The organism is Caballeronia sp. LZ029, from assembly GCF_031451275.1.
GTDB classification, from domain to species: Bacteria; Pseudomonadota; Gammaproteobacteria; order Burkholderiales; family Burkholderiaceae; genus Caballeronia; species Caballeronia jiangsuensis.
This window is the reverse complement of record NZ_JARUXO010000003.1, coordinates 190,729-217,202: the sequence shown is the minus strand read 5'-3', so window position 1 is coordinate 217,202 and position 26,474 is coordinate 190,729. Positions and strand designations below refer to the sequence as shown.

Below are 26,474 nucleotides of genomic sequence, written 5' to 3'. Positions count from 1 at the left end.
GCGGTTCGTGGCCTTATGAATGCGTTATGCGAAATGCAATTCGACGGCAGGCAAGCCTTCGATGCTGCCCACAGCCGTGCCGGGCGCATCGGGGAATGCGAGGCCGGTGTACGAGCCCGCCGTGAGCACGGTGCCGCGCTCGACGGCAAACCCGCGCGACACACTGTGGTTCACCGTCCAGGCAAGCAGACGACGCGGGTCGCCCGCAGGGTTCGCGGGAGCGCCTTGAAAGAGCGGCGCGCCGTCGAAGGTGAACGTCATCGCGGGCGACACGAAAGGAAACGCCGCGTCGTAGGGCACGCCATCGCCCACGATCAACGCGCCATGATTCTGCAGGTCGGCGAGTTGCCAGGGCTTCTCGACATCGGGCCACGCGGCGAAACGGCTCGCCACGACTTCGATCGCGGCATGCACCGACTCGATCGCGGCAAACACGTCTTCATCGCTATAGGGACCGCTGCCCGGCTCGAAGCGCCGGCCGAGCCTGAACGCGACTTCGAGTTCCAGCCCGGCCTTGCCGAATGCATGCATCGAGAGACGCGCGCCGGAATCATGCGTGCCATCGGCAGGAAGCGGCGCGCCCTGAATCGGGCCATCGTGCGATTTCGCGCCGACCTTCCATCCGCCGATGTCCGCGTTCAGCGCACGCAACGTCGCTTCCTGCGCTGCGTAGGCTTCATCGGCGTTCTGCGGGCGCGCGCCTTCCGGCAACACGTCGAGCTTCGCCCGATGCGCGCGGGCCTCGACAAAAAGCCGTGCGAGCGCGTCCGCGTCGAACACGGCGCTCATGCTGCCGCCTTCAGCGCGGGCTTCGCGACGTGGCTCGTCAGATAGTCCATCGCCGCCGCGACACCGCTGCCCTTCACTTCGATACCCGCGAGCCTCAATCCCATCTCGCAGCCGGAGAGCGCGGCCATCAGCGTGAGATCGTTGCAATCGCCGAGATGGCCGATCCGGAACATGCGTCCCTTCACCTTGCCGAGCCCCGTGCCGAGCGACATGTCGAAGTGTTCGTAGATGAGCTTGCGCACCGCATCGGCATCGACGCCTTCGGGCGTCATCACGCCCGTCAGCACCGGCGAATACACGGCGGGATCGGCGCATTGAATCTCGAGTCCCCATGCGGTGACCGCCGAGCGGCACGCGGCCGCGAGCCGTTGATGGCGAGCGAACACGTTATCGAGCCCTTCGCCGAGGATCATGTCGAGCGCTTCCGAAAGCGCGTAGAGCAGGTTCGTGTTCGGCGTGTAAGGCCAGTAACCCTGCTTGTTCATCTCGATGATCTCGGTCCAGTCCCAGAATGCACGCGGCAGCGTGGCCCGTTTCGACGCCTCGCGCGCCTTCTCCGACACCGCATTGAAGCTGATTCCGGGCGGCAGCATCAAGCCTTTCTGCGACCCGGAGACCGTGACGTCCACGCCCCATTCGTCGTGACGATAATCCGCCGACGCGAGACCCGAGATCGTGTCCACCATCAGCAGCGCAGGATGCTTCGCGGCGTCGATGGCGCGCCGCACGGCGGCGATATCGGACGTCACGCCCGTCGACGTTTCGTTATGCACCACGCATACGGCCTTGATCACGCCTTGCGTGTCTTCGCGCAAGCGCTTCTCGATCATGTCGGCCTGCACGCCGCGCCGCCATCCGTCGATGCCAGGCAAACCCAGAAACTCCGGCTTGAGCCCGAGGTTCTCGGCCATCTTCTTCCATAGCGTCGCGAAGTGGCCCGTCTCGTACATCAGTACCGTGTCGCCGGAACTCAGCGTGTTGCAGAGCGCCGCCTCCCATGCGCCCGTGCCCGATGCCGGATAGATCACCACCGGCTGACTCGTCTTGAAGACCTTCTTGATGCCGTCGAGCACCTTCAATCCGAGCGCGCCGAATTCGGGGCCGCGATGATCGATCGTCGGATAGCTCATTGCACGCAGAATGCGATCGGGGACCGGACTCGGCCCAGGAATCTGCAGAAAGTGACGGCCAGCAGGATGGAAGTCGAGCTTGAACATGAGTCCGCGTCCTCTTAAATGTAATTTTGAATGCAAAATACAATAACGCAGCGATCGAGGCGCGTAAAGGAATACATAGGCCGAACGGCCTAGGGATAACCCGCTGGCGGTTTTTTCCGCTTGCGCTGGGTTAAAATTGCCGCAAATGGAATCAGAGGTATTGAATGCAAAATCCCGATTTTCCGGAAACGCACGTTTCCTCGTCACTGCCGAAGGTCGAGCGGCTGCGCCTGCACGACACCGTCGTCGATCACTTGCGCGGCTTCATCGTCGAGGGCTTGCTCGCGCCGGGCGTGAAGCTCAACGAACGCAAGCTATGCGAGACGCTCGGCATTTCGCGCACGCCGCTTCGCGAGGCGCTGAAGGTGCTGGCCGCCGAAGGCCTGATCGAGATTTCGCCGAACCGGGGCGCATCGGTATCGCAGATGAGCGAGTTCGAGATTCGCGAGATGTTCGAATTGATGAGCGGGCTGGAAGCGTTTTCGGGTGAACTGGCGTGCGAGCGCATCACGCCGCTGGAGATCGCGGAGATCAAGGCGCTGCATTACGCGATGCTCGCGTGCCGCGCGCAGAACGATCTCTCGGGCTATTACAGCCGCAACCAGGCCATTCACGACAAGATCAACGAAGCCGCGCGCAATACCGCCTTGCGTCAGACCTATGTGTCGATCAACCGGCGGCTGATGGCGCTGCGTTTTCGTTCGAACTTCCAGACGCCGAAGTGGGACAGCGCCATTCGCGATCACGAAGAGATGATCGAGGCGCTCGAGACTCGCGACGGCAGGCGCATGGGCGAGATCCTGCGCAAGCACTTGCTGTCCAAGCGCGACGCGGTTCTCGCCGAGCGCACGCTGACGACGGTGAAACCCGCGACGCAGAAAAAGCGTGCGACGAACAAAGTCGACGGTGGATGAGCGCTAGAGAATAGAACGGTCACGCGATTTCTCGGAAGATGGGATACGATACCGGCCCAGGGCCGCCAGAGCCTTCTATCGGGGAAAACGTTGACCAGAATTCGAGGGGCATGCATCGCGCTCGGCGTGGTGCTCGTCATTACCGGCATCACCTTCTATCACTCTTCGGACTTCGACAATGCGCAGGCCGCCATGGACCGCCAGACTGTCGACTGTCTCACGCGCGGACTCACGCGTGACGAGAAAGTCCGCATCGCCCGACTGACCGCGGTGCACGACCGCGAAGGGCTTCGTCCCATCTACAGTGATGTCCTCGCGCGCTGCGTCGTGCGTTCCGATCAATGGGACCGCCGTCCGCAACTGGTCACGAGCGCGCGACAGACCCTATCTCAAGACCCAGAATTCAGACAGATGCTGAACGCGAGCACGATGGAACTCGCGCGGCGTCAGTGATCGCGCGCATCGATCAGGCCGTCAGCCCGCTGCCCGTGCCGAGCTGAACCTCGGCGCGTGTGCTCGCCGCATGCGCACTGAGCATGGCGATTTCATGCTGCGTGTAATGCGTGACCGGTGCGATGGCCGCGAGCGCGGCGGTGATGACGATGGCGGCGATGCTGATCGAGATGGCGTTCATGTTCGGCTCCTTTGGCTGTTGTCGCTGAATCGTTGCTGTCGATGTGAGGCATTGTGGCCGCCGAAAGTTAGCGAAGAGTGAGCATCGGCGCGCGGCGATCATGTAAGCCGCCGGAGTAAGATCGGCATGCAATCGACCATCGCGCGTACGGCATTCAAAATGCATTCAACCATCGATGTATCGAACGCCACGCTCGAACTGCCCTTCAAGCGGCCTTTCGACTGGACGCGCATGCTGAAATTCATCGCCGGGCGGGCGTCCGCGGGCGTCGAGTCGGTTGAAGACGGCGTGTATCGGCGCGCGATCGAATGGCAAGGCGACGACGGCACCATCGAAGTCACGCGGCACGAAAGCAGGCATCGGCTCGTCGTGAACGTCGAGGGCGCCGTGGCGCGCCACGCCGATGCGCTCGCCGCGCCGCTCTCGCGCATGTTCGATCTGCATGTCGATCCACGCGAAATCGCCCGATGCCTCGGCGATGACCCGGTGCTCGCGCCACTCGTCGCGGCCGCGCCGGGCTTGCGCGTGCCGGGCGCGTGGTCCGGCTTCGAACTCGTGGTGCGCACGATCGTCGGGCAACAGGTGAGCGTGAAAGGCGCATCGACGATCACGAACCGCATCGTGCAGCGCGCGGGGAAAAAGATCGCGGGCCATCCGCACGAAGGCACCGCGTGGCGCTTTCCCACGCCCGCCGAGCTCGCCGCAGCCGACCTGGAGAAGATCGGCATGCCGACGAAGCGCATCGAGACCGTGCAACGCTTCGCCCACGCGGTGGCGACCGGCGCATTGCCGCTCGACGAACCAGGCGCCGACATCGAACTGCTGAAACGGGACATGCTCGCGATGCCGGGCATCGGGCCGTGGACCGTCGGCTATGTCGCGATGCGCGCGCTACGCGATCCCGACGCGTGGCCCGACGCCGATCTCGTTCTCATGCAGGCGATCGCGCGACGCGATCCGTCGCTTGCGAAGCCTGCCCAGCAGCGCGCGCGCACCGAGCGCTGGCGTCCGTGGCGCGCCTATGCGGCGATGCACCTGTGGAACGGCGTGGCGATGGAAACGGGACTTGCGCGCGGCGGCTGATATCGCATGCATTTACCGCGATCGCATGTTGCGTGCATTCCGTATGCATGCAAAATGCCGGGAAGCGATGCCGCATTCATCCATGCAGTACGAGCTTCTGCACTCGCCAGTTGAGCAATTCCGCGACGAACAACGTGTTCTCCGCCGGACACGCCATTTCGTGAATCCATCCGAACTGCTTCAGTTGCTTGCCCGATCGACCGAGCACGCCCAAGAGTTTTCCATCGAGCGATAACTTGTAGATCCTGCCGGGAAATGCATCGGCGGAATACAGGAACTGAGTCGGACCCGGCGAAATGCAAATGGCCCACGGCGATCCCGGCGCAAACGTGCCCGCCGCGATCGCGGCTTCATCGGGCATGTTGCCGATAGCCGGGCGCGCATCAGGCGGCACGGGCACGTCGATCGTGAATTGCCGCTGAAAATTCCCTTCTCCGTCGAAGACCTGAATGCGCCGGTTGCTGCGATCGGCGACATAGACCAGGCCACTTCTGTCGACGGCAATGCTGTGAGGCGTATGGAACTGGCCCGGCTCCTTGCCGCGCTCGCCCCAGGACTTGAGCCAGTTGCCGTCCTTGTCGACCTTCGCGACGCGCGAATTGATGTATCCGTCGCTGATGTACGTGTTGCCCGCGGCATCCCAAGCGACATCCGTGACTTGTCGAAAGCGGCCGGGCTCCGAAGGCAACGGCGGATTCGGATGCTTGAGCGGCGCGGTGTCTTCATCCGATGCTTCCTGCTTGCGTCCGAACACCATCGCGACACGGCCTTCGGGCGTGAACTTGATGATCATGTCCGAGCCCTTGTCCGTTACCCACACGTTGTCCTGCCGATCCACCTTGACCGTATGCGCGAACGACCACGCATAAAGGTTATGGCCGATCTCGCGCACGAAACGTCCGTTGCGATCGAATTCGAGCAATTGCGCCGCGGCCGCGCCATATGCGGGGCCGATGCTATTGCCGCGCGAAAGCACGAAGATATGTCCCGCCGAATTGAGCGCGACGCCGGAGCATTCGCCGAAATACACGTCGCGCGGCAAGCGCACCGGATCGGGAACGGAGTCGTAGGCAATGGCCGGCACGTCGTTGTCGGCGTAAGCGAGATGCGGAAAGAGCGCGAGCGCGGCGGCGCTCTGGCCCGCTAGCATCAGAAAGCGCCGGCGGCTTGCAGCGCCTGGCGTCATGTCGCAACATGGGCAGTACATCGAGTGTCGAAGACTCACTGTTACCCTCCTCTTGTTCGTCGCCTGCAATGATGAACATCGATGGTCGGCTTGCTTCGCGATGCGAGAGGAAGTGTAGTGCATGAATCGCATTATTCACATGCGCGTGCTTTTACCGCTTTCAATGCTGAAAGGACATCATGACCGAATCCTGGCAATATCAAGTTCGAATCCGGCTCGCGCCCGAATACGCGGCTCTGGCGCGTCAAGACCCTGCGAGCGAAAAGCTCGCGCCGATCAACGGAGTGCTCATCAGGCACGCTGCCCAATTGAAATGCCAGTACGACGCCTTCGCCGACTACGTGGCGCAGGCGGAGCGCGATGGCATCGAGCACTATCCGCTTTATCGGTGGACGCGCGAAACCATCGAAAATCCCGCTAAAAAGGCGAAGTATCTCGAAGCGTTCACGCTCTATGTGAATGGCGACGAAGTCTATGACAAGGCGCTCGCCGATGCACTGGAGGAAGCGCTTCGGTTACTCGCGAGCGATGCGATCATCGATATCCGCAAGCTCGACACGAACCCCGCAAACAATCCGCAACCGCCTTCGTATAACAATTCACGAGGTTGACGTCGTGCATCGCTCGCGCTAAGGTTTGGTAAATCAACCAAAATCCGGAATGCGCCCCGTGCAGGATCGTCGTCAAACCATACTCGAAGCCGCGCTCGCCACTCTGCGCGAAGAAGGCTATTCGGGCTTCACGCAACCGCGCGTCGCCGCGCGCGCGGGCGTGCGTCAGAGTCATCTCACGTACTATTATCCGACGCGTCTCGCGTTGATCGAAGCCGTCGCGCGCACCGCGATCGACGGCCAGCTCGCCGCCGTCGATGCCTTCGCGGGCGAAGCGTCGCCCAAGGTCACGGCGGCATCCATCGCCAATGTCGCGATACGCCACGAGAACACCCGCGTGCTGATGGCGCTCGCGCAAGCCGCCGACGAAGAGCCGACCATCCGCAGCCTCTTTCGCGAACTCGCGGACGGCGTCGCGGTGCGCATCACGCGCATGCTCGAAGCAATGGGCCTCGCCGTGACGAAAGAGCATGTGGCGATGGTGCATGCGCTCGTCGTCGGGCTTGCGGTCATCGATCTCGCGATGGGCCGCTCGGACGGCAAGCGCCGCGCGAGCAGCGCAATCGAAACCTTGTTCTCGCTGCTGCCCGACCAGTCGAAGCCTTCGTAAGCAGGACGATCACGCCTTGCGCGCGTCGAGCCATTCGACGATATTGCGCACCGTATCGCCATAAAACGTGCGATACAGCTCCTCCGATACATAGCCGATATGCGGCGTCGCCAGCACGTTCGGCAGCGCGCGCAGCGGGTCGTTCGCAGCGAGCGGCTCTTCGTCGTACACGTCGATGGCCGCGCCCGCGAGCCTGCCCGATTTCAACGCGTCGACGAGCGCAGCGCTATCGACAATGGGCCCGCGCGACGTGTTCACGATACGGCTCGTCGGCTTCATCTGCGCGAGTTCCTTCACGCCGACGAGATGATGCGTGCGCTCGCTCAGCCGCACGTGAACCGAGAGCACATCGGAAGTCCTGAAGAGCGTGTCCTTGTCGACGAGTTGCACGCCCTTTTCTTCGGCGCGCTCGCGCGTGAGGTTCTGGCTCCACGCGATCACGTTCATGCGAAACGCGCGGCCGATCACGCCGACCGCCGATCCCACGCGCCCAAGCCCGAGCAGGCCGAGCGTCTTGCCCGCCAGTTCGGTGCCGAGACCCACCTGCCAGCCGCCTTCCTTCAGCGAGCGGTTTTCGGCGGGGATGTTGCGCATCATCGCGAGAATCAGCGCCCACGTGAATTCGATCGTCGGTGTGGACGCGTAGCCCGTGTGACGCACTTCGATGCCGCGTGCGGCCGCGGCTTCGAGATCGATCGATGCATTGGCCGCGCCCGTCGACGCAATCAGCTTCAGGTTCGGCAGATGGTCGATGATGTCGCGCGAGAACGGCGTGCGCTCGCGCATTGCACACACGACGTCGAAGGGGCGCAGGCGTTCGAGCAGCGCGTCGCGTTCGGCGATGTGATCGTTGAACACGGTGATCGTCGCGCGTCCGTCGAGCGGCGACCAGTCGGCCATGGAAAGCGAGACATGCTGATAGTCGTCGAGAACGGCGACCTTGATCGGATCGGATGTGGCCATGATGGTTTCGTCGGATATGTTATTACGAATGGATCGAGCGGCAGCCGCCAGTGTGACGCAATGCGCTAATTTATGTCGCGCGCGGCCTCGGCGAGCCTCCATGAAACCCGGCAAAGCCTTGCTGCATAAGCCCGCGCGCCATCTCCGAATGCGTGACATGGCGTGAAATAAGTTACCGCGGGACTTCACGCGAGCCCTTCTCTATAGTCACTTCCGTCGCCACACGAAACGCAACGTGGCCTTGAGAACCGAGAAGGACATCCCGTGAAAAACAGATCGACTTTCGCTTCAAACGTCCGCGTTGCTTCCGCCTCCGACGCGAATTCCAGCAAGCGCCGCGTGCGCCAGTTGCTGGTCGTCGCGGCCGCCGCCGCCCTCACGCTGTGCAGCAGCTCCGCCTTCGCCGGCTGGGCGCGCGGCGGCACAGCCTACACCGGCCGCGGCGAATATCAGGGCGCGCACGTCGGTTCCTGCGGCGGCGGAAGCTGCTCGCATGCGGGCGCGGTCGAAAATCCGTGGGGCCGCGTCGGCACCAACTCCGGCACCGTGACGCGCACCGCGCCCGGCCAGTTCTCCAACTCCGGCACCGCCTACGGCCCGAACGGCCGCTCGGTGCAGCACGCAGGCGACACGAGCTGCGCCGGCGGCAGTTGCACGCACAACGGCAGCGCGACCGGCCCGAACGGCAAGACCGCGACCGGCAGCGATACCGTGACGCGCACGGCGCCCGGACAATACTCGTCGTCGGGCTCGGTGACGGGGCCCAACGGCAACACGTCGACGCACTCCGCATCGACCAACTGCGCGGGTTACACGTGCAACCGCTCCGGCACCGTCAACACGGCGAACGGCGGCACGGTGGCGCATTCGGGCAGCGCGACGAGCGTAGCGCCGGGCGTGGTCACGACCTCGGGCACCGCGACGGTCACGAACGGCTCGCATAGCACGACGGTCGTCGGCGGCGGCACGGTCACGTCGAGCACGACGGTGGTCGCCACCGCGCCGGTCGTCACCGGGACGACGGTCGTGGCCGCGCCGGTGATCGTGCCGCCCCCGCCGTCTTCGACGACCGTGGTAGTCGCAGCGCCCCCGGCTTCGTCGACGGTCGTGGTCACGCCGCCTCCGCCGCCGCCCGCCAAGACCGTGGTCGTCGCACCGGCCCCGGCTCCGGTCAAGACGGTGGTCGTCGCACCGGCCCCGGCTCCGGTCAAGACGGTGGTGGTCGCGCCGGCCCCGGCTCCGGTCAAGACGGTGTATGTCGCGCCGCCGCCGCCCGCGAAGGTGGTTTATGTCGTGCCGCACCGCGCGGTCCTGATCCCGGGCCATTGGGTCGGCCGCTTCTGGATTCCCGCTCACTGGGCATAAGCGGGCATCGGTGAATACGAAGGCCGGCCGCATGCGCGCCGGCCTTCTCGTTTTGTGCGCACCTCGCGTTACACTGCGAATCAACGCCGCTTCCGACACAGACACGACATGCTCCATGTCTTTCCCGGCACACAAGCAGTCACCACCGCACGCGCATGACGAGGCATGGCATGAAACGCCCGCATCTGCCTCGCGATCATGCAAAAGGCGTCCTGCACGACATCACGTGGACGGCCGGTCCTGTCGTGCTGGTCATTGCGATCATCGTCGCGCTCGTCTACTGGCTCGTCGATCCCGCGCCGCCCAAAACCATCACGATGAGCGCGGGCCAGCCCGACAGCTCGTTCTACGTCATCTCGCAGGAATACGCGAAGCTGCTCGCGCGTAACGGCATCACGCTGAAAGTGCTGCCCTCGGACGGCTCCGTGCAGAACCTCGAACGCCTGCTCGATCCGAAGCAGCACGTCGATCTCGCGCTCGTGCAAGGCGGCATCGCGACGAGGGAAGAAGCGTCGAATCTGATATCGCTCGGCAGCGTGTCGTATGTGCCGCTCGTCGTGTTCTATCGCGGCAAGGGGCTCACGCTGCTGTCGCAACTGGAAGGTAAGCGCATCGCTATCGGCCGCGAAGGTAGCGGCACACGCACGCTCTCACTGAAGCTATTGGAAGCCAACGGCATCTATCCGGGTGGCGATACGAAACTTCTGCCGACAGACGGCCTGCAAGCCGCCACGCAACTCGTCAGCAACGAAGCCGACGCGGTCTTTCTCTCCGGCGACTCCGCGACGCGCGGCCTGATGCTGCGCCTCTTGCGCGTACCCGGCATCTCGGTGATGGACTTCAACGAAGCCCTCGCATATACGCGCCTTTTCCCTTATCTCGACGATATCGAACTGCCCCCAGGCGTGCTCGATCTCGGCCGGCGCATCCCGCCGGAGTCCGTGCATCTGATCAGCCCGACCGTCGAACTGGTCGCGCGGCCGACTCTGCATCCGGCGTTGTCCGACTTGCTCATCGAAGCGGCGCAGGAAGTGCACGGCACGGCTGGCTTGCTGCAACGCGCGGGTCAGTTCCCGAGTCCTGTCGCGCATGAATTTCCGATCAGCGAGGATGCCAGCCGTTATTACCGCTCGGGCAAGAGCTTTCTTTATCGAACGCTGCCGTTCTGGCTCGCGAATATCGCGGATCGCGCGCTCGTGCTGTTGCTGCCCGTCGCGGTGCTGATCTTTCCCGCGCTACGTCTCGTGCCCGCGCTGTATCGATGGCGCGTGCGCTCGCGCATCTATCGCTATTACGGCGCGCTGATCGCAGTGGAGCGCGGCGCGATGCGCGTCACCAGTGAAGAAGAGCGGCGCGCGCTGCTGGTCGAACTCGATTACATAGAAGAATCGCTGGATACGATCAGGCTGCCGCTCGCTCACGCCGATGCGCTCTACGTCCTGCGCGAGCACGTCAGCTTCGTGCGCTCGCGCTTGACTGAAGGGGCTCGGCGGGACAAGAGCATGGCCTAACCGAGGGTGCGCGATGAAACTTCGTACATGGTTCGCCGTTGCGTCGATGCTGCTGATGTCGGCATGCGCGAGCCTTCCGCCTCAAACCGGACGCATGGAAACACACGCCCTCACCGACACCGCGAACACGCGCCTCGGCACAGCCTTCGCCGCGAGCGAGGCCGCGCATCCCGGCGACAATGCGTTTCACTTGCTATCGGATGGCACGGACGCGCTCATTGCACGCGTGATCCTGAGCGAGACCGCCGATCGCACGCTCGATCTCCAGTACTACATCTGGCACGACGATCTGACGGGCCGCGAGATGGCCGCATCGATCATGCGCGCAGCCGATCGCGGCGTGCGCGTGCGCCTTTTGCTCGACGACCTCGGTACCAACGCCGACGATCAGTTCCTGCTCGCGCTCGCATCGCATCCGAACGTGCAGGTGCGGCTTTTCAACCCGGTGGCGAATCGCACCTTCAAAAAACTGGGCTCGGCGGCCGAGTTCTTTCGCGTGAATCGCCGCATGCATAACAAGGCGCTCATCGCCGATAACCAGGCTGCGATTCTCGGCGGCCGCAATATCGGCGACGAATACTTCGGCGCATCGAGCACGGTCGCGTTCGGCGATCTCGACGTGCTTGTGCACGGGCCTGTCGTGCCCGAGGTATCCACTGCATTCGATCTTTACTGGAACTCGGATGCGGCCTATCCGATCGATAACCTGATGCGACGTCACGCCGATCCCGATGCCCTTGCGGGCTATCGCGAGAAGCTCAATGCCTATCTGTTGTCGGAGACGCATTCGCCTTATGTGGCGCAAGTGCGCGAGCGTCTCGCGAGCGTGATCCAGCAGCGCGACGCCTCGTTTTCGTGGGGCAAGGCGACGCTGCTCTACGACGATCCCGCGAAGATCACGCGCGCGCCCGGCGACACCGAAGGCCATCTGATGTCGCAATTCAAGGCATTGAATCTCGATCCCGACAAGGACATGCTGATCGTGTCGCCCTATTTCGTGCCGCGCGAGGAAGGCGTGCGATGGCTGCGATCGATGACATCGCGCGGCGTGCGCGTCACCGTGCTCACGAATTCGCTCGCCGCCACCGATGTCGCCGCAGTGCATGCGGGTTATCAGCGCTATCGAAAGGACATGCTCGAAGCAGGCGTGCGCCTCTATGAGCTCAAGCCCGTCGCATCCACGGATAACGGCAAGAGCGTGAAGAAGTCCACGTTCGGATCGTCGAAGGCGTCGCTGCATGCGAAGACGTATGTGTTCGACCGCAAGCGCATCTTCATCGGCTCGATGAACCTCGACCCGCGTTCCGTGGAGTTGAATACGGAGATCGGCGTCTATTGCGAAAGCGCGGAAGCGGCCGAACAAGTGGCGGATGGCATCGGCGCGAATATCGATCGCATCGCGTGGCGTGTCGAGTTGCAAGATGACGGCAACGGCGGCACGCGCATGGTATGGATCGACACCGACGCCAATGGCAACACGACCCGGCTCGACAGCGAGCCGGACGTGTCTGCGATGAAGCGCGCGGGCATCTGGATGCTGAGCATCCTGCCGATCGAATCGCAGTTGTGAGCCGCGCGCTTCCCGGCGTTCATTGCTGCTTCATTTGAAGCCCGCGACCGCATGCGGCACGTAGGGCGCTTCGAGTTGCGCGATCTCGTCGTCCGTGAGATTGAGCGTCAACGCGGCGACCGCATCGCTCACATGATTCGGCTTCGATGCCCCGATGATCGGCGCGCTCACTGGCGCCTTCTGCGCGACCCACGCCAGCGCCACTTGCGCACGCGGCACGCCGCGCGCCTTCGCCACCGCGGCCACGGCTTCGACCACCGCGCGATCGGCGTCGTCCGTGCGATAGAGCGTGCTGCCGAACGCATCCGATTCCTGACGCGCGCTCGTCGCGTCCCATTCGCGCGTAAGACGTCCGCGCGCGAGCGGACTCCACGGCAGCATGCCGATGCCCTGGTCCTTGCAAAGCGGAATCATCTCCCGCTCTTCCTCGCGATACAGCAGATTCAAATGATTCTGCATCGTCTTGAACTCGACCCAGCCGTTCGCGCGTGAAGTGTAGAGCGCCTTGCTGAACTGCCACGCATACATCGATGACGCGCCGATATAACGCGCCTTGCCTGCCTTCACGATATCATGCAGCGCTTCGAGCGTTTCTTCGATCGGCGTCCGGTAATCCCAGCGATGGATTTGAAAGAGATCGACGTAATCGGTGCCCAGACGCTTCAGGCTGTTATCGATCTCGTTGAAGATCGCCTTGCGCGACAGCCCCATGCCATTCGGTCCGGGACGCATGCGATTGAAGACTTTCGTCGCGATCACGATATCGTCGCGTTTCGTAAAATCGCGCAGCGCGCGTCCGACGATTTCTTCCGACGTGCCGTCCGAGTACGTGTTGGCCGTATCGAAGAAATTGATGCCCGCTTCGAGCGCTTCCTTGATGAGCGGACGACTCTTTTCCTCATCCAGCGTCCACGGATGCGTGCCGCGATCGGGCACACCATAGGTCATGCAACCAAGACAGAGCCGCGACACGTCGAGGCCGGTCGAACCCAGTTTCACGTATTCCATCGTGCGAAATCTCCTTGCAAAGCGAAAGGGTATGCGCAGGCGCGCTCGCGCATGAACGACGAAGCGTAGAACATTAACTCACTATTGCGCAGCCTGCTTTCCCGAACCCTGTCGGCCGTGCGCGAAGATCGATGCATCGCGAGCGAATCGACCATCAAAGCGCCAGCACATTCACCGCCACATCCACATGATGCGCGCCACCGCCGAGAATCATCCCGCGCAATAACGACACGTCGCTGTAATCGCGCCCCGTCGCGAGCGTGACATGATCGAGGTCCGCGAGCACGTCATTGGTCGGATCGAGATCGATCCATCCGCTTTGCGGACAATGCACCGATACCCACGCATGCGATGCATCCGCGCCGATAAGACGCGCATGTCCCGGCGGCGGATCGTTGCGCAAGTAGCCGCTCACGTAGCGCGCCGGCAGCCCCAGCGAACGCAGACAGCCGATCATCACTTGCGAGAAGTCCTGACACACGCCATGACGCAATTCGAACGCGCGCGATGCGGGCGTATCGAACGCGGTGGCCGATGGCTTGTATTCGAAGTCCTCGTGAATGCGATGCATCAGATCGATGGCGCCCGCAACGAGCGGCGTGCCCGCATCGAAACTGGCTTGCGCATAGGCGCGCAATGCATGATCGAGCGAGATGTTAGGCGACGCATAACAAAACTCGCTCTCCGGATAGAATGACTCGCCGGCCCGATAGCGCATGCGTTGCGCGACGGTTTCCCACGGCGGCGTGGCCTCTGCATCGAGCGCATTCCAGCGCGGCGTGAGCCGCACCGTGGTTTCGCTCGTCATCGAAAGACGCTCGTGCGGCGCGTCGAGCGAGAAGTACAGCACGTCGTTGCCGAATGCATCGACGCGGCTATGCACATAAGACGGCACCGGCTCGATGCGCTCCGTATGCGAAATCACCTGCTGCCACGGACAATGCAGCGGACGAATGGTCGCGAGATGCTGCGCGATTTCGACTGGCGTCGAATAGCGATAGGTCGTGCGATGCGTCACCGCGAGCACGGTATCGTTCATGCCGAGACTCATGACGACACCTGCGCGGAAAGCGTGTTCGCGTGACTGAAGTAGCGCGCGCTCACTTCATTCGATGCCGCGAAAACCGATGCCACGAGCCTGTCGCATAGCGCGATCAATGCATCATGTAGGCCGTTCTCATCCGTCTCGCACAGCGCGGTGAGATCCGGCAATGCATCGGCGTGAACGAGCAGGTCCGCGAAACGCGTCGCTTGTGCGCGGCGTGCGCCGCCCGCAGCGGCTGCGATCTCGTCGAGCTTCGTGCGCAGGCGCGCGTACACGCCATAGAGTCCGCGCGGATTGGTTTGATCCACCACGATCAGATCGATCAGCGCCGGCACTTCGAGCCTGCCCGGATAGAGCGAACGATACGTGAGCGTGCTGTCGAAGAGTTGCAGGAGCAGATCGAAGACGGCAGGCGATGCGAGCGTGCCGCGCTCGGCGACCACGCGCAGAATCGTCGCCATCGTCGAGACGCGTTCGATGTGCCGCCCGATGAACAAGAGCCGCCACGCCTGATCGCGCGTCATGCGATCGCCCTGCGCGCCGCTGATCGCGGACAGTTGCGTCGCGAGTTGTTCGAGTGCGCTCGCAAGCATCAGACGATCATAGTCGCGACCGATGCGCACCGTGCTTGCGTCAGGGGGATCGCTGAACACGAGGCGCGCGAGCGCATCGCGAAAGTCGTTGCGCGACGCGAGAATCGTGCGCCAGTGATCCGTCGAAAGCCGGTCGCGTATCTCGCCGCATGCGCGTGCCTGATCCGCGAGATTGCTGCCGATGCTCGTCGCCCTGCCCGATTCCGGCAATCCTGCGACGAGCACGCGCTCGAATGCTTGCGGCGTGCTGCGCGCGAGCGTATCGACCGATGGAATCAGCCCGCATTCCGACGCGAGTTCCACGAGTGTCGGGAAGAGTTCCTCGGCGACACTGCCATCGAGCATCCCGAGCAAGAGCCGGCACACCCGCACGTTGTTTTCTGCGCGTTCGCCGTAACGCCCGGCCCAGAAGAGATTTTCTGCGGCGCGGCTCGATACGATGCGATGCTTGCGCAAATCGCCCGGCTTCATCGGCGTGGGTCGTAACGAAACCGACCCTCCGGGCTGGCTCGACATCACCCAGGTATCGACGCTGCTGCCGCCGAATTGCATGGACACCGTCGCGCGCTTGTCGGCCGCGAGTCGTGTGAAGCCGCCCGGCATCACGCTCCAGCTTCCGTCGATGTTCGCGATCGCGTAGGCGCGCAGCACGCAGGGACGCGATCCGATCGCGCCATCGTGAAAGCGCGGCGCACTGGAGAACGGCAGATCCTCCTGCACCGTGAAGACATCGGGCGCGCGTTCGATGCGCTCGCGCCATGCCGCAATATCCTGGACGCCCGCATCGATGCCCGGCACGTGCTCGGCCTCGGGGCCCGGCCATGTCGGCGCAATGAGCGCGCTGTCGACGCGCTCGAAGACCTCGCGGCGCGCGGCCTGCTCGCCGCACCACCATGTCGGCACGGTCGGCAATTCGAGTTCTTCGTCCAGCAATGCCTGCGCGATGCCCGGCAGAAATGCATTGAGCGCGGGCGATTCCGTGAAGCCCGCTCCCGGCATGTTCGACACCATCACATTGCCCGCGCGCATCACCTGCAACAGACCAGGCACGCCGATCGTGGAATCGGCGCGCAATTCGACGGGATCGCAAAACGCATCGTCCAGGCGTCGCAAGACAGCATGCACACGCGACAGGCCGGCAAGCGTCTTGAGATAGAGCTTGTCATGGCGAACCGTGAGGTCCTTGCCTTCGACGAGCGTCACGCCGAGATAACGCGCGAGAAACACATGCTCGAAATAAGTTTCGCTGAACGGACCCGGACTCAGCAACGCGATATGCGGCGCGTCGTTCGATGCATCGCTGCGGCCGTCTTCGTCATCGCGCATCGTCGCGCGCGCGGCTTGCGCGATGGTCGCGATGAGTTGCGAATAGGTCGCCGCGAGACGGCTCACGCGCATTGCACGAAACGGTTCGGCAAAGAGGCTCGCGACGATCATGCGATTTTCCAGCGCATAGCCGAGCCCCGAAGGCACTTCCGTCCGGTGCGCGACGACCGTCCACGCGCCCGATGGCGCACGCGCGAGATCCACCGCGACGATCTGCAGGAAGCGGCCGAAGGGCGGCACGAAACCCTTCACCGCGCGCAGATAGCCGGGGTGTCCGAACACGAGCGCGCTGGGCAATAGTCCGCGTTGCAGCAGCGTCTGCGGGCCGTAGACATCCGCGACGATCGCTTCCATCAAGCGTGCGCGTTGCGCGACGCCGCGTTCGATCGACGCCCATTCTTCTTCATCGATGATGAGCGGCAGGAGATCGAGCGACCACGCGCGCGGCTTGCCGTTGTCGGCATAGACGTTGTACGTGATGTCGTTGTCGCGCACTTGCTGCGCGACGGCGCTTACGCCATCGTCGAGCCGCGCGATGCCCTGCTCGCCGAGCAACTCGAAGAAGTGCCGCCACGGCTCGCGCAACTGTCCCGCCGTGTCGCGCAGTTCGTCCCAGTGCCCTTCACGCGCGGGCAGCGTGCGCAGCAGCGCGAGCGCATCGATGCGCGCCGCGGCGGTATCGAAGGGCAAGGTCGATTGATAAGCCAAAGTCGTCTCTGCTCTTTATTCGAATGATGAATGCATTTCAACGATAGCGCAGGTCGAGCGTGAACGGGAATTCGAGGCTGCGTTTGCGGGCTTCGACGTGCATCGCACCGGGCGTATGGCCGGTCGCGAAGAAACGTGCGCGCCTGCGGCTTTCCGCTTCATATGCGTTGACCGGGAAGGTCTGATAGTTGCGCCCGCCCGGATGCGCGACGTGATACTGGCACCCGCCGATCGCGCGTCCCGTCCATGTATCGACGATATCGAACGTGAGCGGCGCATGCGCCTCGATCGTAGGATGCAGCGACGCCGCCTGCGACCATGCGCGAAAGCGCACGCCCGCAACGTATTCGCTGACGCGTCCAGTCGGTTGCAGCGGCAATGTCTCGCCGTTCACGGTCACGACATGTCGTTTGCCATTCAGCCCGAGCACGCGCACTTCCAGACGTTCGACGGACGAGTCCACGAAGCGCACCGTGCCACCGATGGCGCCTTCCTCGCCCATCACATGCCACGGTTCGAGCGCATTGCGAATCGTGAGTGCGATGCCGTTGGTATCGTATCCACCGACCAGCGGGAAACGGAATTCGAAGTGCGGCGCGAACCATCTTTGCTCGAATGCGAAGCCTGCTTCGCGCAGTTCGGCGAGCACGTCATCGAAGTCCATCTGCACGAAGGTGCGGAGCATGAAGCGATCATGCAGTTCCGTGCCCCAGCGCGTGAGGCGCGCGGTATAGGGCGTGTCCCAGAATCGCGCGACGAGCGCGCGCAACAGCAGTTGCTGCACGAGACTCATGCGGGCATGTGGCGGCATCTCGAAGCCACGCAGTTCCAGCAGGCCGAGCCTGCCGGTCGGGCCATCGGGCGAATACAGCTTGTCGATGCAGAATTCCGCGCGATGCGTATTGCCGGTCACATCGATCAGGATGTTGCGCAGAATGCGGTCGATGAGCCACGGCGGCACGGTCGCATTGTCGCGGCCGCCGAGCAGGTCGAGCTGACGTTGCAGTTCGGCGAACGCGATCTCCAGTTCATAAACCTGATCGTTGCGCGCTTCGTCGACGCGTGGCGCCTGACTGGTCGGACCGATGAACAGGCCCGAGAACAGCATCGACAACGATGGATGGTTGTGCCAATAACGGATGAGGCTTGCGAGCAGATCGGGGCGGCGTAGAAACGGACTGTCGGCAGGCGTCGCGCCACCGAGCACGAAGTGATTGCCGCCGCCGGTTCCGGTATGGCGGCCGTCGAGCATGAATTTCTCCGGGCTCAGATATGACTCGTGCGCCGCGTTATAGAGAAATTCCGTGTGTTCGACGAGATCGTTCCAGTTCGCCGCCGGATGAATATTCACCTCGATCACGCCAGGGTCGGGCGTGACCTGCAACATCTTGAGGCGCGCATCGCGCGGCGGCGGATAGCCTTCGACGATCACCGGAATCTTCAGATCGGCGGAGGTCGCTTCGACGGCAGTCAGAAGATCGAGATAGTCATCGAGCGAGGTAAGCGGCGGCATGAAGACATGCATGAGCTTGTTGCCGTTGCCGAGCTTCTTGAGGGCGTCGGCTTCCGCTTTGGGACCGGCCGCACGCGACGGATCGCGCGCTTCCACGCACAGCGCGATGCGTGCGATCCAGCCGGCCGATTCGCCTCGTTGCGGCATGCGATCGCGCGATTCACCCGATGCAAGCGCACCCGATCTACCCGATTTACCCGATTCACCCGATGCTCCGGCGCGTCCCGCCACGCCCGCGTCGGCATTTTGCATGCGCGATTCATTATCCAGATCCGCATATTGCATGCGTAATTCAGTCGCCGTGCGCAATGGCGTGGACGGCGCGAACGGGTCGTGCGTGTGCTGCCACGGGTAATCGCCTTCCGAGACCCACGGCAGCGAGTCGAGCGGCACGCGGTATCCCATCGGCGAGTCGCCCGGAACCAGATACATGCGCTCGTCGCGGAAGAACCACGGCCCGCTCACCCAGCGCGCCGGCTGCGCTCCTGCGCCTTCTTCACGCGCGATCGGCAATGCGTACCCCGTGACAGACGGCAAACCCGCGTCGAACACACGACGCAGGCGGGCGCGTTCCAGTTCGTCGCCGAGGCGCGAGTCGAACGGATCGACATTCACCGGCAAGCGGCGCTCGCGCCACAGGTAGTACAGCGTATCCTCGTATCCCGGTTGAATGTATTTTGAATCCAGCGAAAGCTTGCCCGCGAGATGATGCATGAAGCGCGCGGCGTCATCCGACGTGTATGACGCGGGCTGACGTTCATCCGCGAAGAGCGCCGGATCGTGCCAGCACGGTTCGCCGTCCGCGCGCCAGAAAAGCGACAGCGCCCAGCGCGGCAATTGCTCGCCCGGATACCACTTGCCCTGTCCGATGTGCAGGAAGCCACGCGCGCCGTACTGTGCGCGCAGCTTGTCCATCAGCGAAACAGCGTAGGCGCGCTTGGTCGGGCCGAGCGCGTCGGTGTTCCATTCCGGCTCGTCGCGGTCGCGTACCGAGACGTAAGTCGGTTCGCCGCCCATCGTGAGGCGCACGTCCGAAGCGCTCAATTGCGCATCGACCTGCTCGCCCATGCGCAGCACCGCGTTCCAGTCTTCCTCGCTATACGGCTTCGTGACGCGCGGCGTTTCGCGCACACGCTCGATCGACATCGCGTGATCGAATTCGACTTCGCATTTTTCCACCGCGCCCGAGACCGGCGCCGCGCTGTCCGGCTCCGGCGTGCACGCGACGGGAATATGTCCTTCGCCCGCGAGCAGTCCGGACGTCGGATCGAAACCGATCCAGCCCGCGCCCGGCAGAAACACTTCGCACCATGCATGCAGATCGGTGAAGTCCACTTCGGTGCCGCTAGGACCATCGAGCGATTTGACATCGGGCGCGAGTTGCAGCAGATAACCCGACACGAAGCGCGCGGCCAGTCCGAGATGGCGCAGCGTCTCGACGAGCAGCCAGCCCGAATCGCGGCACGAGCCGGCCGCGCTTTCGAGCGTTTCCTCGGGTGTCTGCACACCCGGCTCCATGCGGATCAGATAACGAATCTCATGCGAGAGCCGCTGATTGAGCGCCACGAGGTAATCCATCGTGGCGCGCGGAGAGCGATCGATACTTTCGACGAATGCCGCAAAGCGCGGCGTCAGCTCGCACTTGACCATATAGGGCGCGAGATCGTGCAGCAACTCGGGCGCGTATGCAAACGGAAACTTTTCAGCGGACGGTTCGAGAAAGAAATCGAACGGGTTATACACGGCCATTTCGGCGACGAGATCGACCGTCACCTTGAATTCGCGCGTTTTCTCCGGGAAAACAAGGCGCGCCTGATAGTTCGCAAACGCGTCCTGCTGCCAGTTGATGAAATGGTCCTCGGGCTCGACGCGCATCGAATACGACACGATCGGCGTACGGCAATGCGGCGCGGGCCGCAAACGGACAACCTGCGGCGACAGACCGACGAGCCGGTCATAACGATAATGCGTGACATGGTTCAGTGCGACACGAATGGACACGCCGGACTCCTTTGTTCAATTGACGCCGTGCACGCAACGCGCGCTGCAACGCTTTTTCTGCTTGTCATGGAAAAACGGCCTTTTCGCGGCATGATGATTGCGTCTACACCGCCTACGGCGCGCACCGCACATCGCGCGATAACACTTCCACCGACCACACGATGAAGACCTTTCACTGCAACCGTTGCAACCAACTCGTTTTCTTCGAAAACACGCATTGCGAAAACTGCGGCGCGCGGCTCGGTTACGTGCCCGAGATCAATCAGATCAGCGCCTTCGAGGACACCGAAGACGGCCGCTGGCGCAGCCTTCATCCTCTTGCGAGCGATCTCTTCTACCGGCCGTGCCATAACTACGCGGTCGAAAATGTCTGCAACTGGGTCGTCCCCGCGCCCGATGCCAATACGCCCGATACTCTCGATACGCTCTGCTGCTCGTGCCAGTTGACGAGCACCATTCCGAACCTCTCGAATCCGGAGAATCGCGTCTACTGGTATCGCATCGAAGCCGCCAAGCGCCGCCTGCTGTACACCTTTGCCGAGCTGGGCCTGTCCGTGAAGTCGCGTCAGGAAGATCCCGAACGCGGCCTCGAATTTCAGTTTCTCGAAGGCGATGCGCAAGGTCACGGCGTGATGACGGGTCATAACAACGGCATCATCACGCTCAACATCGCCGAAGCCGACGACGCGCATCGCGAGAAAACGCGCTCCGCGCTTCACGAGCCGTATCGCACATTGCTCGGTCATTTCCGCCATGAATCCGGGCATTACTTTTTCGATCGGCTGATCGGCGACACCGCGCGTATCGCGCCGTTTCGCACCGCATTCGGCGATGAACAAGCCGACTACGCCGCCGCGCTCGATCGTCATTACAAGGAAGGTCCGCCCGTTCAATGGGAAGACAACTTCATCAGCGCCTATGCCACGATGCATCCGTGGGAAGACTGGGCGGAAACGTGGGCGCATTACCTGCATATCGTCGATACGCTCGACACCGCTGTTTCCTGCGGCCTCGTGCTCGTGCCCGACAGTCCGCACGAGCCCACGCTCACCGACCAGACGCCGGTCGAGGAAACTACGTTCGATAACCTGATGAAACGCTGGTTTCCGCTCACTTATGTCCTGAACAGTTTGAATCGCAGTCTCGGCATGCCGGACGGATATCCCTTCACGCTTGCGCCGGCCGTCATCGACAAGCTGCGCTTCGTGCATCGCGTCGTCGCGGCGGCGGCCAAGCGCTGAAGGCACGCGCTCAGCCTTTGCCTTGCGTCTGAGTTTGAGTCTGCGTCTGGGTCTGGGTCTGAGTCTGCGTGGGCGGCTCGGGCTCCGGCTCCGGCGCGATCGGCAACAGAAACTCGCGGCTCACGCGGCCCGCGAGATCGTTCACGCGAGCGAGAAAATCCACGAGGTAGGCGTGCAACCCGCCGCGGAGAATGTCGCGGATGCGCCCGTTCTTCAATTCCGCGCTCAGTTGCGCGGCGAGCCGCGTCGCTTCGGTGTCGCGCCCTTTAGTCACCTGCCCGATCAGTTGCTCCGCTTCCGCGATGCTCGCTGCGAGTGAACGCGGCCAGTCGCCATAAAGAATCAGAAGCCCCGCAACGCGTTCCGGCGTAATGACATCGCGATAAACGCGCCGATACACCTCGAAGCCCGATACCGAGCCGAGTACCGCCACCCAGTGGTGATAATCGAACGGTTGTGCCGAAGTATCGGCGCGCTGTTCCATCATTTCGAACTTGACGTCGAGAATGCGCGCCGTATTGTCCGCGCGTTCGATGAAAGTCCCGAGACGCATGAAATAAAACGCGTCGTCCTTCACGAGCGTGCCGAGCTGAACCCCACGCGATAGATGCGAGCGAAACTTTACCCACTCGAAGAAGGTATAAGGTTCGCGCTCAAGAATGCCGTCAGCGAGCATGCGCTGGCAGTCTAGCCAGGTCGTGTTGAGCGATTCCCATAACTCGCTATTGGTGGAACTGCGCACGGCCCGAGCATTCTCGCGCGCGGCCCGCAAACAACTGACGATCGATGAAGGGTTCGATAAATCGCGCGCCATGAAGTCGATCACTTCGCGGCTTTTCATGCCGTGGTGCGCAGCCGAGTAGATGCCGCTCAATTCCGATATCGACAGCATCGCGCGCCAGCCGAGTTCCGCATATTCGTCGGACTGCGGCAAGAGCGAGAGCTGATAGTTCGCATCGAGCATCCGGGCAGTGTTTTCGGCGCGCTCGGTATAGCGCGCCATCCAGAAGAGATGATCCGCGGTACGGCTCAGCATGGGTGTTTCCGGTTGTTTGTCGTTGTCTTTAATGGCGCCGCGATTTCTTCAGAACTTTTCCTTAGCGCTCCAGTACCCACGTGTCCTTCGTGCCGCCGCCTTGCGATGAATTCACGACAAGCGAGCCTTCGCGCAACGCAACACGTGTCAGACCGCCGGGGACCATGCGCACTTCGGTGCCCGACAGCACGAAGGGCCGCAGGTCGATATGACGCGGCGCAATACCCGACTCGACATACGTCGGACATGTGGAGAGCGCGAGCGTCGGCTGCGCGATGTATTTCTCCGGATGCGCTTCGAGCACCGCACGAAACTCGGCGATTTGCGCGGTTGTCGATGCAGGTCCCACCAGCATTCCATAACCGCCCGCGCCATGCGTTTCCTTGACGACGAGCTCGGGCAAATGATCGAGAACGTATGCGAGATCGTCGGGCTTGCGGCACATCCACGTCGGGACGTTATTCAGGATCGGCTCTTCGCCGAGATAGAAACGCACCATGTCCGGCACGTAGGGATAGATCGATTTATCGTCCGCGATACCGGTGCCCACTGCATTGCACAGCGAGACATTGCCCGCGCGATATGCGCCGATCAATCCGGGCACGCCGAGCGCGGAATCCGGGCGGAACACCAGCGGATCGAGAAAATCATCGTCTACGCGGCGATAGATCACATCGACACGCTGCGGCCCTTGCGTGGTGCGCATATACAAGTAGTCGTTCTCGACGAAGAGATCCTGACCTTCGACAAGCTCGACGCCCATCTGCTGCGCGAGAAACGCGTGCTCGAAATAGGCCGAGTTATACATGCCCGGCGTCATGACGACGATCGTCGGATTCTCCGCGGCGGCGGCCGGTGCGGACGCGCGCAAGGTGTCGAGCAGCAAGTCCGGGTAATGCGCGACCGGCGCAACGCGATTGCGCGCGAAGAGGTCGGGAAAGAGCCGCATCATCATCTTGCGGTTTTCCAGCATGTACGACACGCCCGACGGAACGCGCAGGTTATCCTCGAGCACATAGAACTCGCCCTGCCCCGCACGCACGATATCGATGCCCGCGATATGCGCATAGATATCGCGCGCGACATCGACGCCGCGCATCTGAGGACGATATTGCGCGTTGCCGAGTATCTGCGCCTCGGGAATGATGCCCGCGCGGATGATGTCCTGATCGTGATAGATGTCGTGGATGAAGCGGTTTAGCGCGTTGACGCGCTGTCGCAAGCCGCGCTCCAATGAGCGCCATTCGTCGGCCGGAAAGATGCGTGGAATGACATCGAAGGGAATCGTGCGCTCGGGAATGATGCCCGGCAGATCGCTCGTTCCATAGACCGCGAATGTGATGCCAACGCGTCTGAAGTTGAGATCCGCCTCCGCGCGCTTGATGTCGATCTGCTGCTCGCTCTGTGCGGCGAGCCAGTTCATGAAGTCGCGGTAGTGCGTGCGTGGATCGCCGACGCCGCGAAATGCCACTGCCGTCAGGCCGCGCGCCTCCAGATCGCTGCGCTCGAACATCTCGTTGAAGAATGCTTGCGTCATAGCCGGTCTTCCAAATGAAGTGCATGCCGGGTGGCGGTTCCCGTCGCTCGTTTTACTGGTTGCACTCGCGAAACGCTTGAAGAGCCAAAAGACGCGGCGTATCCGGCCTTCCGGATACGTCGACAGGCGACCTCGTAGCGCGATGCTCTCTTAATCTCTCACACCTTTTAGTGTGGAACATCGATTGCGCGGGCAGCCCAGTGCCGAATGAGAAAAAGCAACTTCAATGCCAATGATATGAGCGGTTCACCTCCTTGAATAAAGTACGTCTGCGCCAGGTTTTTTTAACCGTTTGCACCAAAAAAGCGCATCGCGCAGGACGGTTGCACAGCCGAAGGTTGCTTTTCATGCTGCATGACGGTGCGCGGAATACGGAAACCCTGTGCGGCGCCGGTATCATAGGCGTCTCATCGCACGCCAATCACGCCCATGAACACCCCTTCCGAAGCCGCACCCCGTCCCACTCTACGCGAACTTACGCCTCTCGAAGCACGCGTGCTCGGCGTGCTCGTCGAGAAACAGCATACCGTGCCGGACACATATCCTCTTTCGCTGAATTCCCTAACCTCGGGCTGCAATCAGAAGACCGCACGCGCGCCGGTGATGAACGTGAGCGAAGACGAGGTGTTGACGACCATCGATGGCCTGAAGCGCCTGAGCCTCGTTTTCGAAGGAAGCAGTAGCCGGGTGCCGCGCTTCGAACATAACGTGAATCGCGTGCTCGGCGTGCCGAGCCAATCGGTTGCGCTGCTTGCAACCTTGTTCCTGCGCGGCCCGCAAACGGCGGCGGAACTGCGCGCGAACAGTGCGAGGCTGCATTCGTTTGCGGACATATCATCGGTGGAAAGCTTTCTCGACGAGCTTGCCGCCAACGATCCGCCGCGCGTCGTGAAGCTGTCACGCACACCCGGCGAGCGCGAAAGCCGCTGGATGCATTTGCTATGCGGCGAGGTGAGCCTGGCCGACATCCCTTTGCGCGAAACGCCGGGCGGCGAATCCTTTTCGCTTTCCGAATTCGAAGCATTGAAGTCCGAGCAAAAGCGCCTGACTCACGAAGTCGCGCAATTGCGCGCGATGGTTCAGCAAATGGCGAGCGAATTGGGTATTACGCTGAATCAGTCGTCGTCCGGTGACTGAAGGATGGATGAGCCGCTGAGCTGCGCGCCGCTCGTGTTCCGCGACGACGGAACGCCGTACTCGCCGCGTCACGACGACATCTATCACAGCGCGGCAGGCGCGCTCGCTCAGGCGCGCCATGTTTTTCTCGACGGCAATGGCTTGCCCGCGCGCTGGCGCAAAAAGCCGCGCTTCACGGTGGTCGAGACGGGCTTCGGCATGGGCGTCAACTTCCTTGCGACATGGGCGGCATGGCGTGACGATCCGCAACGCTCGCCGGCGCTGGAATTCGTGTCGGTGGAGAAGCATCCATTCAGCGCGAGCGATTTGCGTGCCGCGCATGCCGCAATCATCGACGACAACGCTGTCGCACAGCTCGCCGATGCGCTCGCTTCGGCATGGCCGCCGCTCGAAGCCGGCGTGCATCGGCTGGCATTCCTCGCTGGCGCGGTCACGTTGACACTCGCTTTCGGCGATGCGGGCACGCTCTTGCCGCATCTCGCCGACCACGGCCTTGCAGCCGACGCCATCTATCTCGACGGCTTCGCGCCAGCCAGAAACCCCGACATGTGGACGCCCGCGATCTTCGCGTCGCTGGCACGCATTGCCAGAGAAGATGCGACATTCGCGACCTATACCAGCGCGGGCCTCGTCAAACGCGCGCTCAGGGATAACGGATTCGACTATCTCAAGGTCGCAGGCTTCGGCGGCAAGCGCGCCATGCTTGTCGGCAATCGAGTTCAATCTCGATCGGTTATTGATTCGTAAGCGTTGGTCGTGTTTTTGTGAAAGCCGGATAACTTCTCCCCCCATTTATCGGTTGGGCAACAAAGCGGAATAAGTTGGATAATGCGCAGCCTTAGCGGCGCGGCCTTTGCTCGCATCTTGTCAGCGCTG

General features: G+C 62.6%; 22 protein-coding genes. 11 read left to right on the top strand and 11 right to left on the bottom strand.

The window, feature by feature from the left end:
- Positions 1–24: 24 nt before the first annotated feature.
- Together QCE73_RS20355 and QCE73_RS20350 are read right to left on the bottom strand one after the other, a co-directional pair.
- Positions 25–789: a 2-keto-4-pentenoate hydratase gene (locus QCE73_RS20355; protein ID WP_309883298.1), complete on the bottom strand. Its 765-nt coding sequence runs from the start codon at positions 787–789 to the stop codon at positions 25–27.
- Positions 786–2,006, bottom strand: a complete 1,221-nt coding sequence (locus QCE73_RS20350; protein WP_309883297.1) for an aminotransferase class V-fold PLP-dependent enzyme — start codon at positions 2,004–2,006, stop codon at positions 786–788. The genes QCE73_RS20355 and QCE73_RS20350 overlap by 4 nt, the downstream gene beginning before the upstream one ends.
- A 164-nt stretch (positions 2,007–2,170) precedes the next feature.
- On the opposite strand from QCE73_RS20350, the gene QCE73_RS20345 reads away from it, so the two are divergent.
- Entirely contained in the window at positions 2,171–2,920 is a 750-nt protein-coding gene (locus QCE73_RS20345) for a GntR family transcriptional regulator (RefSeq protein WP_187604311.1), read from the top strand.
- 90 nt (positions 2,921–3,010) lie between these two features.
- A complete protein-coding gene (locus tag QCE73_RS20340; protein ID WP_309883296.1) occupies positions 3,011–3,373 on the top strand; it encodes a hypothetical protein in 363 nt (120 codons plus the stop codon).
- A gap of 13 nt (positions 3,374–3,386) precedes the next feature.
- Here the strand turns inward: QCE73_RS20340 and QCE73_RS20335 are convergent, their stop codons facing one another.
- Complete coding sequence (locus tag QCE73_RS20335; protein WP_309883295.1) at positions 3,387–3,554, bottom strand: hypothetical protein; 168 nt, start codon at positions 3,552–3,554, stop codon at positions 3,387–3,389.
- Between the two features lie 159 nt (positions 3,555–3,713).
- Between QCE73_RS20335 and QCE73_RS20330 the strand changes: the two genes are divergently transcribed.
- The gene (locus QCE73_RS20330; protein ID WP_309883294.1) at positions 3,714–4,637 is read left to right on the top strand and encodes an AlkA N-terminal domain-containing protein; all 924 of its coding nucleotides are present in this window, start codon (positions 3,714–3,716) and stop codon (positions 4,635–4,637) included.
- Between the two features lie 76 nt (positions 4,638–4,713).
- On the opposite strand, the gene QCE73_RS20325 is transcribed toward QCE73_RS20330, so the two are convergent.
- On the bottom strand, positions 4,714–5,823 hold the full coding sequence (locus tag QCE73_RS20325) for a peptidyl-alpha-hydroxyglycine alpha-amidating lyase family protein (RefSeq protein ID WP_187604516.1): 1,110 nt from the start codon (positions 5,821–5,823) through the stop codon (positions 4,714–4,716).
- Positions 5,824–6,002: 179 nt separating this feature from the next.
- Between QCE73_RS20325 and QCE73_RS20320 the strand changes: the two genes are divergently transcribed.
- The gene (locus tag QCE73_RS20320; protein ID WP_035505592.1) at positions 6,003–6,434 is read left to right on the top strand and encodes a hypothetical protein; all 432 of its coding nucleotides are present in this window, start codon (positions 6,003–6,005) and stop codon (positions 6,432–6,434) included.
- A gap of 49 nt (positions 6,435–6,483) precedes the next feature.
- The gene (locus QCE73_RS20315; RefSeq protein ID WP_309883293.1) at positions 6,484–7,044 is read left to right on the top strand and encodes a TetR family transcriptional regulator; all 561 of its coding nucleotides are present in this window, start codon (positions 6,484–6,486) and stop codon (positions 7,042–7,044) included.
- Between the two features lie 9 nt (positions 7,045–7,053).
- On the opposite strand, the gene QCE73_RS20310 is transcribed toward QCE73_RS20315, so the two are convergent.
- Positions 7,054–8,007: a D-2-hydroxyacid dehydrogenase family protein gene (locus tag QCE73_RS20310; RefSeq protein WP_309883292.1), complete on the bottom strand. Its 954-nt coding sequence runs from the start codon at positions 8,005–8,007 to the stop codon at positions 7,054–7,056.
- A gap of 264 nt (positions 8,008–8,271) precedes the next feature.
- Here QCE73_RS20310 and QCE73_RS20305 point away from each other — a divergent pair, with 264 nt between their 5' ends.
- The 3 genes from QCE73_RS20305 to QCE73_RS20295 all read left to right on the top strand — a co-directional run bounded on the left by QCE73_RS20305 (position 8,272) and on the right by QCE73_RS20295 (position 12,453).
- Positions 8,272–9,372 carry a hypothetical protein gene (locus QCE73_RS20305; protein ID WP_309883291.1) on the top strand — a complete coding sequence of 367 codons (1,101 nt, stop codon included), beginning with the start codon at positions 8,272–8,274 and terminating at the stop codon, positions 9,370–9,372.
- A gap of 170 nt (positions 9,373–9,542) precedes the next feature.
- Complete coding sequence (locus QCE73_RS20300) at positions 9,543–10,883, top strand: TAXI family TRAP transporter solute-binding subunit (protein ID WP_309883290.1); 1,341 nt, start codon at positions 9,543–9,545, stop codon at positions 10,881–10,883.
- A 13-nt stretch (positions 10,884–10,896) separates the two neighbouring features.
- A complete protein-coding gene (locus tag QCE73_RS20295; protein ID WP_309883289.1) occupies positions 10,897–12,453 on the top strand; it encodes a phospholipase D family protein in 1,557 nt (518 codons plus the stop codon).
- Between the two features lie 30 nt (positions 12,454–12,483).
- Here the strand turns inward: QCE73_RS20295 and QCE73_RS20290 are convergent, their stop codons facing one another.
- The 4 genes from QCE73_RS20290 to QCE73_RS20275 form a co-directional block, all read right to left on the bottom strand.
- The gene (locus QCE73_RS20290; RefSeq protein ID WP_309883288.1) at positions 12,484–13,461 is read right to left on the bottom strand and encodes an aldo/keto reductase; all 978 of its coding nucleotides are present in this window, start codon (positions 13,459–13,461) and stop codon (positions 12,484–12,486) included.
- A gap of 154 nt (positions 13,462–13,615) precedes the next feature.
- Positions 13,616–14,512, bottom strand: a complete 897-nt coding sequence (locus tag QCE73_RS20285) for a transglutaminase family protein (RefSeq protein WP_404978617.1) — start codon at positions 14,510–14,512, stop codon at positions 13,616–13,618.
- Positions 14,509–17,133 (bottom strand): circularly permuted type 2 ATP-grasp protein, encoded by a 2,625-nt coding sequence (locus QCE73_RS20280; protein WP_309883287.1) that lies wholly within the window; start codon positions 17,131–17,133, stop codon positions 14,509–14,511. The genes QCE73_RS20285 and QCE73_RS20280 overlap by 4 nt, the downstream gene beginning before the upstream one ends.
- Positions 17,134–17,170: 37 nt before the next feature.
- Positions 17,171–20,647 (bottom strand): transglutaminase family protein, encoded by a 3,477-nt coding sequence (locus QCE73_RS20275; RefSeq protein ID WP_309883286.1) that lies wholly within the window; start codon positions 20,645–20,647, stop codon positions 17,171–17,173.
- Positions 20,648–20,808: 161 nt separating this feature from the next.
- On the opposite strand from QCE73_RS20275, the gene QCE73_RS20270 reads away from it, so the two are divergent.
- Positions 20,809–21,888 carry a putative zinc-binding metallopeptidase gene (locus tag QCE73_RS20270; RefSeq protein ID WP_187604323.1) on the top strand — a complete coding sequence of 360 codons (1,080 nt, stop codon included), beginning with the start codon at positions 20,809–20,811 and terminating at the stop codon, positions 21,886–21,888.
- A gap of 10 nt (positions 21,889–21,898) precedes the next feature.
- Here QCE73_RS20270 and QCE73_RS20265 read toward each other — a convergent pair whose 3' ends face one another.
- Both QCE73_RS20265 and QCE73_RS20260 read right to left on the bottom strand, forming a co-directional pair.
- Positions 21,899–22,924 (bottom strand): alpha-E domain-containing protein, encoded by a 1,026-nt coding sequence (locus tag QCE73_RS20265; protein ID WP_238216280.1) that lies wholly within the window; start codon positions 22,922–22,924, stop codon positions 21,899–21,901.
- A 61-nt stretch (positions 22,925–22,985) separates the two neighbouring features.
- A complete protein-coding gene (locus QCE73_RS20260; RefSeq protein WP_035505619.1) occupies positions 22,986–24,461 on the bottom strand; it encodes a circularly permuted type 2 ATP-grasp protein in 1,476 nt (491 codons plus the stop codon).
- A gap of 429 nt (positions 24,462–24,890) precedes the next feature.
- Here QCE73_RS20260 and QCE73_RS20255 point away from each other — a divergent pair, with 429 nt between their 5' ends.
- Positions 24,891–25,598 (top strand): YceH family protein, encoded by a 708-nt coding sequence (locus tag QCE73_RS20255; RefSeq protein ID WP_035505621.1) that lies wholly within the window; start codon positions 24,891–24,893, stop codon positions 25,596–25,598.
- A gap of 3 nt (positions 25,599–25,601) precedes the next feature.
- The gene (gene mnmD, locus QCE73_RS20250) at positions 25,602–26,345 is read left to right on the top strand and encodes a tRNA (5-methylaminomethyl-2-thiouridine)(34)-methyltransferase MnmD (protein WP_404989793.1); all 744 of its coding nucleotides are present in this window, start codon (positions 25,602–25,604) and stop codon (positions 26,343–26,345) included.
- The last annotated feature ends 129 nt before the right edge of the window (positions 26,346–26,474 follow it).

Coding starts and splice junctions, on each gene's coding strand:
- QCE73_RS20355 (WP_309883298.1), bottom strand. CDS start 789: ATGAGCGCCGTGTTCGACGCGGACGCGCTCGCACGGCTTTTTGTCGAG.
- QCE73_RS20350 (WP_309883297.1), bottom strand. CDS start 2,006: ATGTTCAAGCTCGACTTCCATCCTGCTGGCCGTCACTTTCTGCAGATT.
- QCE73_RS20345 (WP_187604311.1), top strand. CDS start 2,171: ATGCAAAATCCCGATTTTCCGGAAACGCACGTTTCCTCGTCACTGCCG.
- QCE73_RS20335 (WP_309883295.1), bottom strand. CDS start 3,554: ATGAACGCCATCTCGATCAGCATCGCCGCCATCGTCATCACCGCCGCG.
- QCE73_RS20330 (WP_309883294.1), top strand. CDS start 3,714: ATGCATTCAACCATCGATGTATCGAACGCCACGCTCGAACTGCCCTTC.
- QCE73_RS20325 (WP_187604516.1), bottom strand. CDS start 5,823: ATGACGCCAGGCGCTGCAAGCCGCCGGCGCTTTCTGATGCTAGCGGGC.
- QCE73_RS20320 (WP_035505592.1), top strand. CDS start 6,003: ATGACCGAATCCTGGCAATATCAAGTTCGAATCCGGCTCGCGCCCGAA.
- QCE73_RS20315 (WP_309883293.1), top strand. CDS start 6,484: ATGCGCCCCGTGCAGGATCGTCGTCAAACCATACTCGAAGCCGCGCTC.
- QCE73_RS20310 (WP_309883292.1), bottom strand. CDS start 8,007: ATGGCCACATCCGATCCGATCAAGGTCGCCGTTCTCGACGACTATCAG.
- QCE73_RS20300 (WP_309883290.1), top strand. CDS start 9,543: ATGAAACGCCCGCATCTGCCTCGCGATCATGCAAAAGGCGTCCTGCAC.
- QCE73_RS20295 (WP_309883289.1), top strand. CDS start 10,897: ATGAAACTTCGTACATGGTTCGCCGTTGCGTCGATGCTGCTGATGTCG.
- QCE73_RS20290 (WP_309883288.1), bottom strand. CDS start 13,461: ATGGAATACGTGAAACTGGGTTCGACCGGCCTCGACGTGTCGCGGCTC.
- QCE73_RS20285 (WP_404978617.1), bottom strand. CDS start 14,512: ATGAGTCTCGGCATGAACGATACCGTGCTCGCGGTGACGCATCGCACG.
- QCE73_RS20270 (WP_187604323.1), top strand. CDS start 20,809: ATGAAGACCTTTCACTGCAACCGTTGCAACCAACTCGTTTTCTTCGAA.
- QCE73_RS20265 (WP_238216280.1), bottom strand. CDS start 22,924: ATGCTGAGCCGTACCGCGGATCATCTCTTCTGGATGGCGCGCTATACC.
- QCE73_RS20260 (WP_035505619.1), bottom strand. CDS start 24,461: ATGACGCAAGCATTCTTCAACGAGATGTTCGAGCGCAGCGATCTGGAG.
- QCE73_RS20255 (WP_035505621.1), top strand. CDS start 24,891: ATGAACACCCCTTCCGAAGCCGCACCCCGTCCCACTCTACGCGAACTT.
- mnmD (WP_404989793.1), top strand. CDS start 25,602: ATGGATGAGCCGCTGAGCTGCGCGCCGCTCGTGTTCCGCGACGACGGA.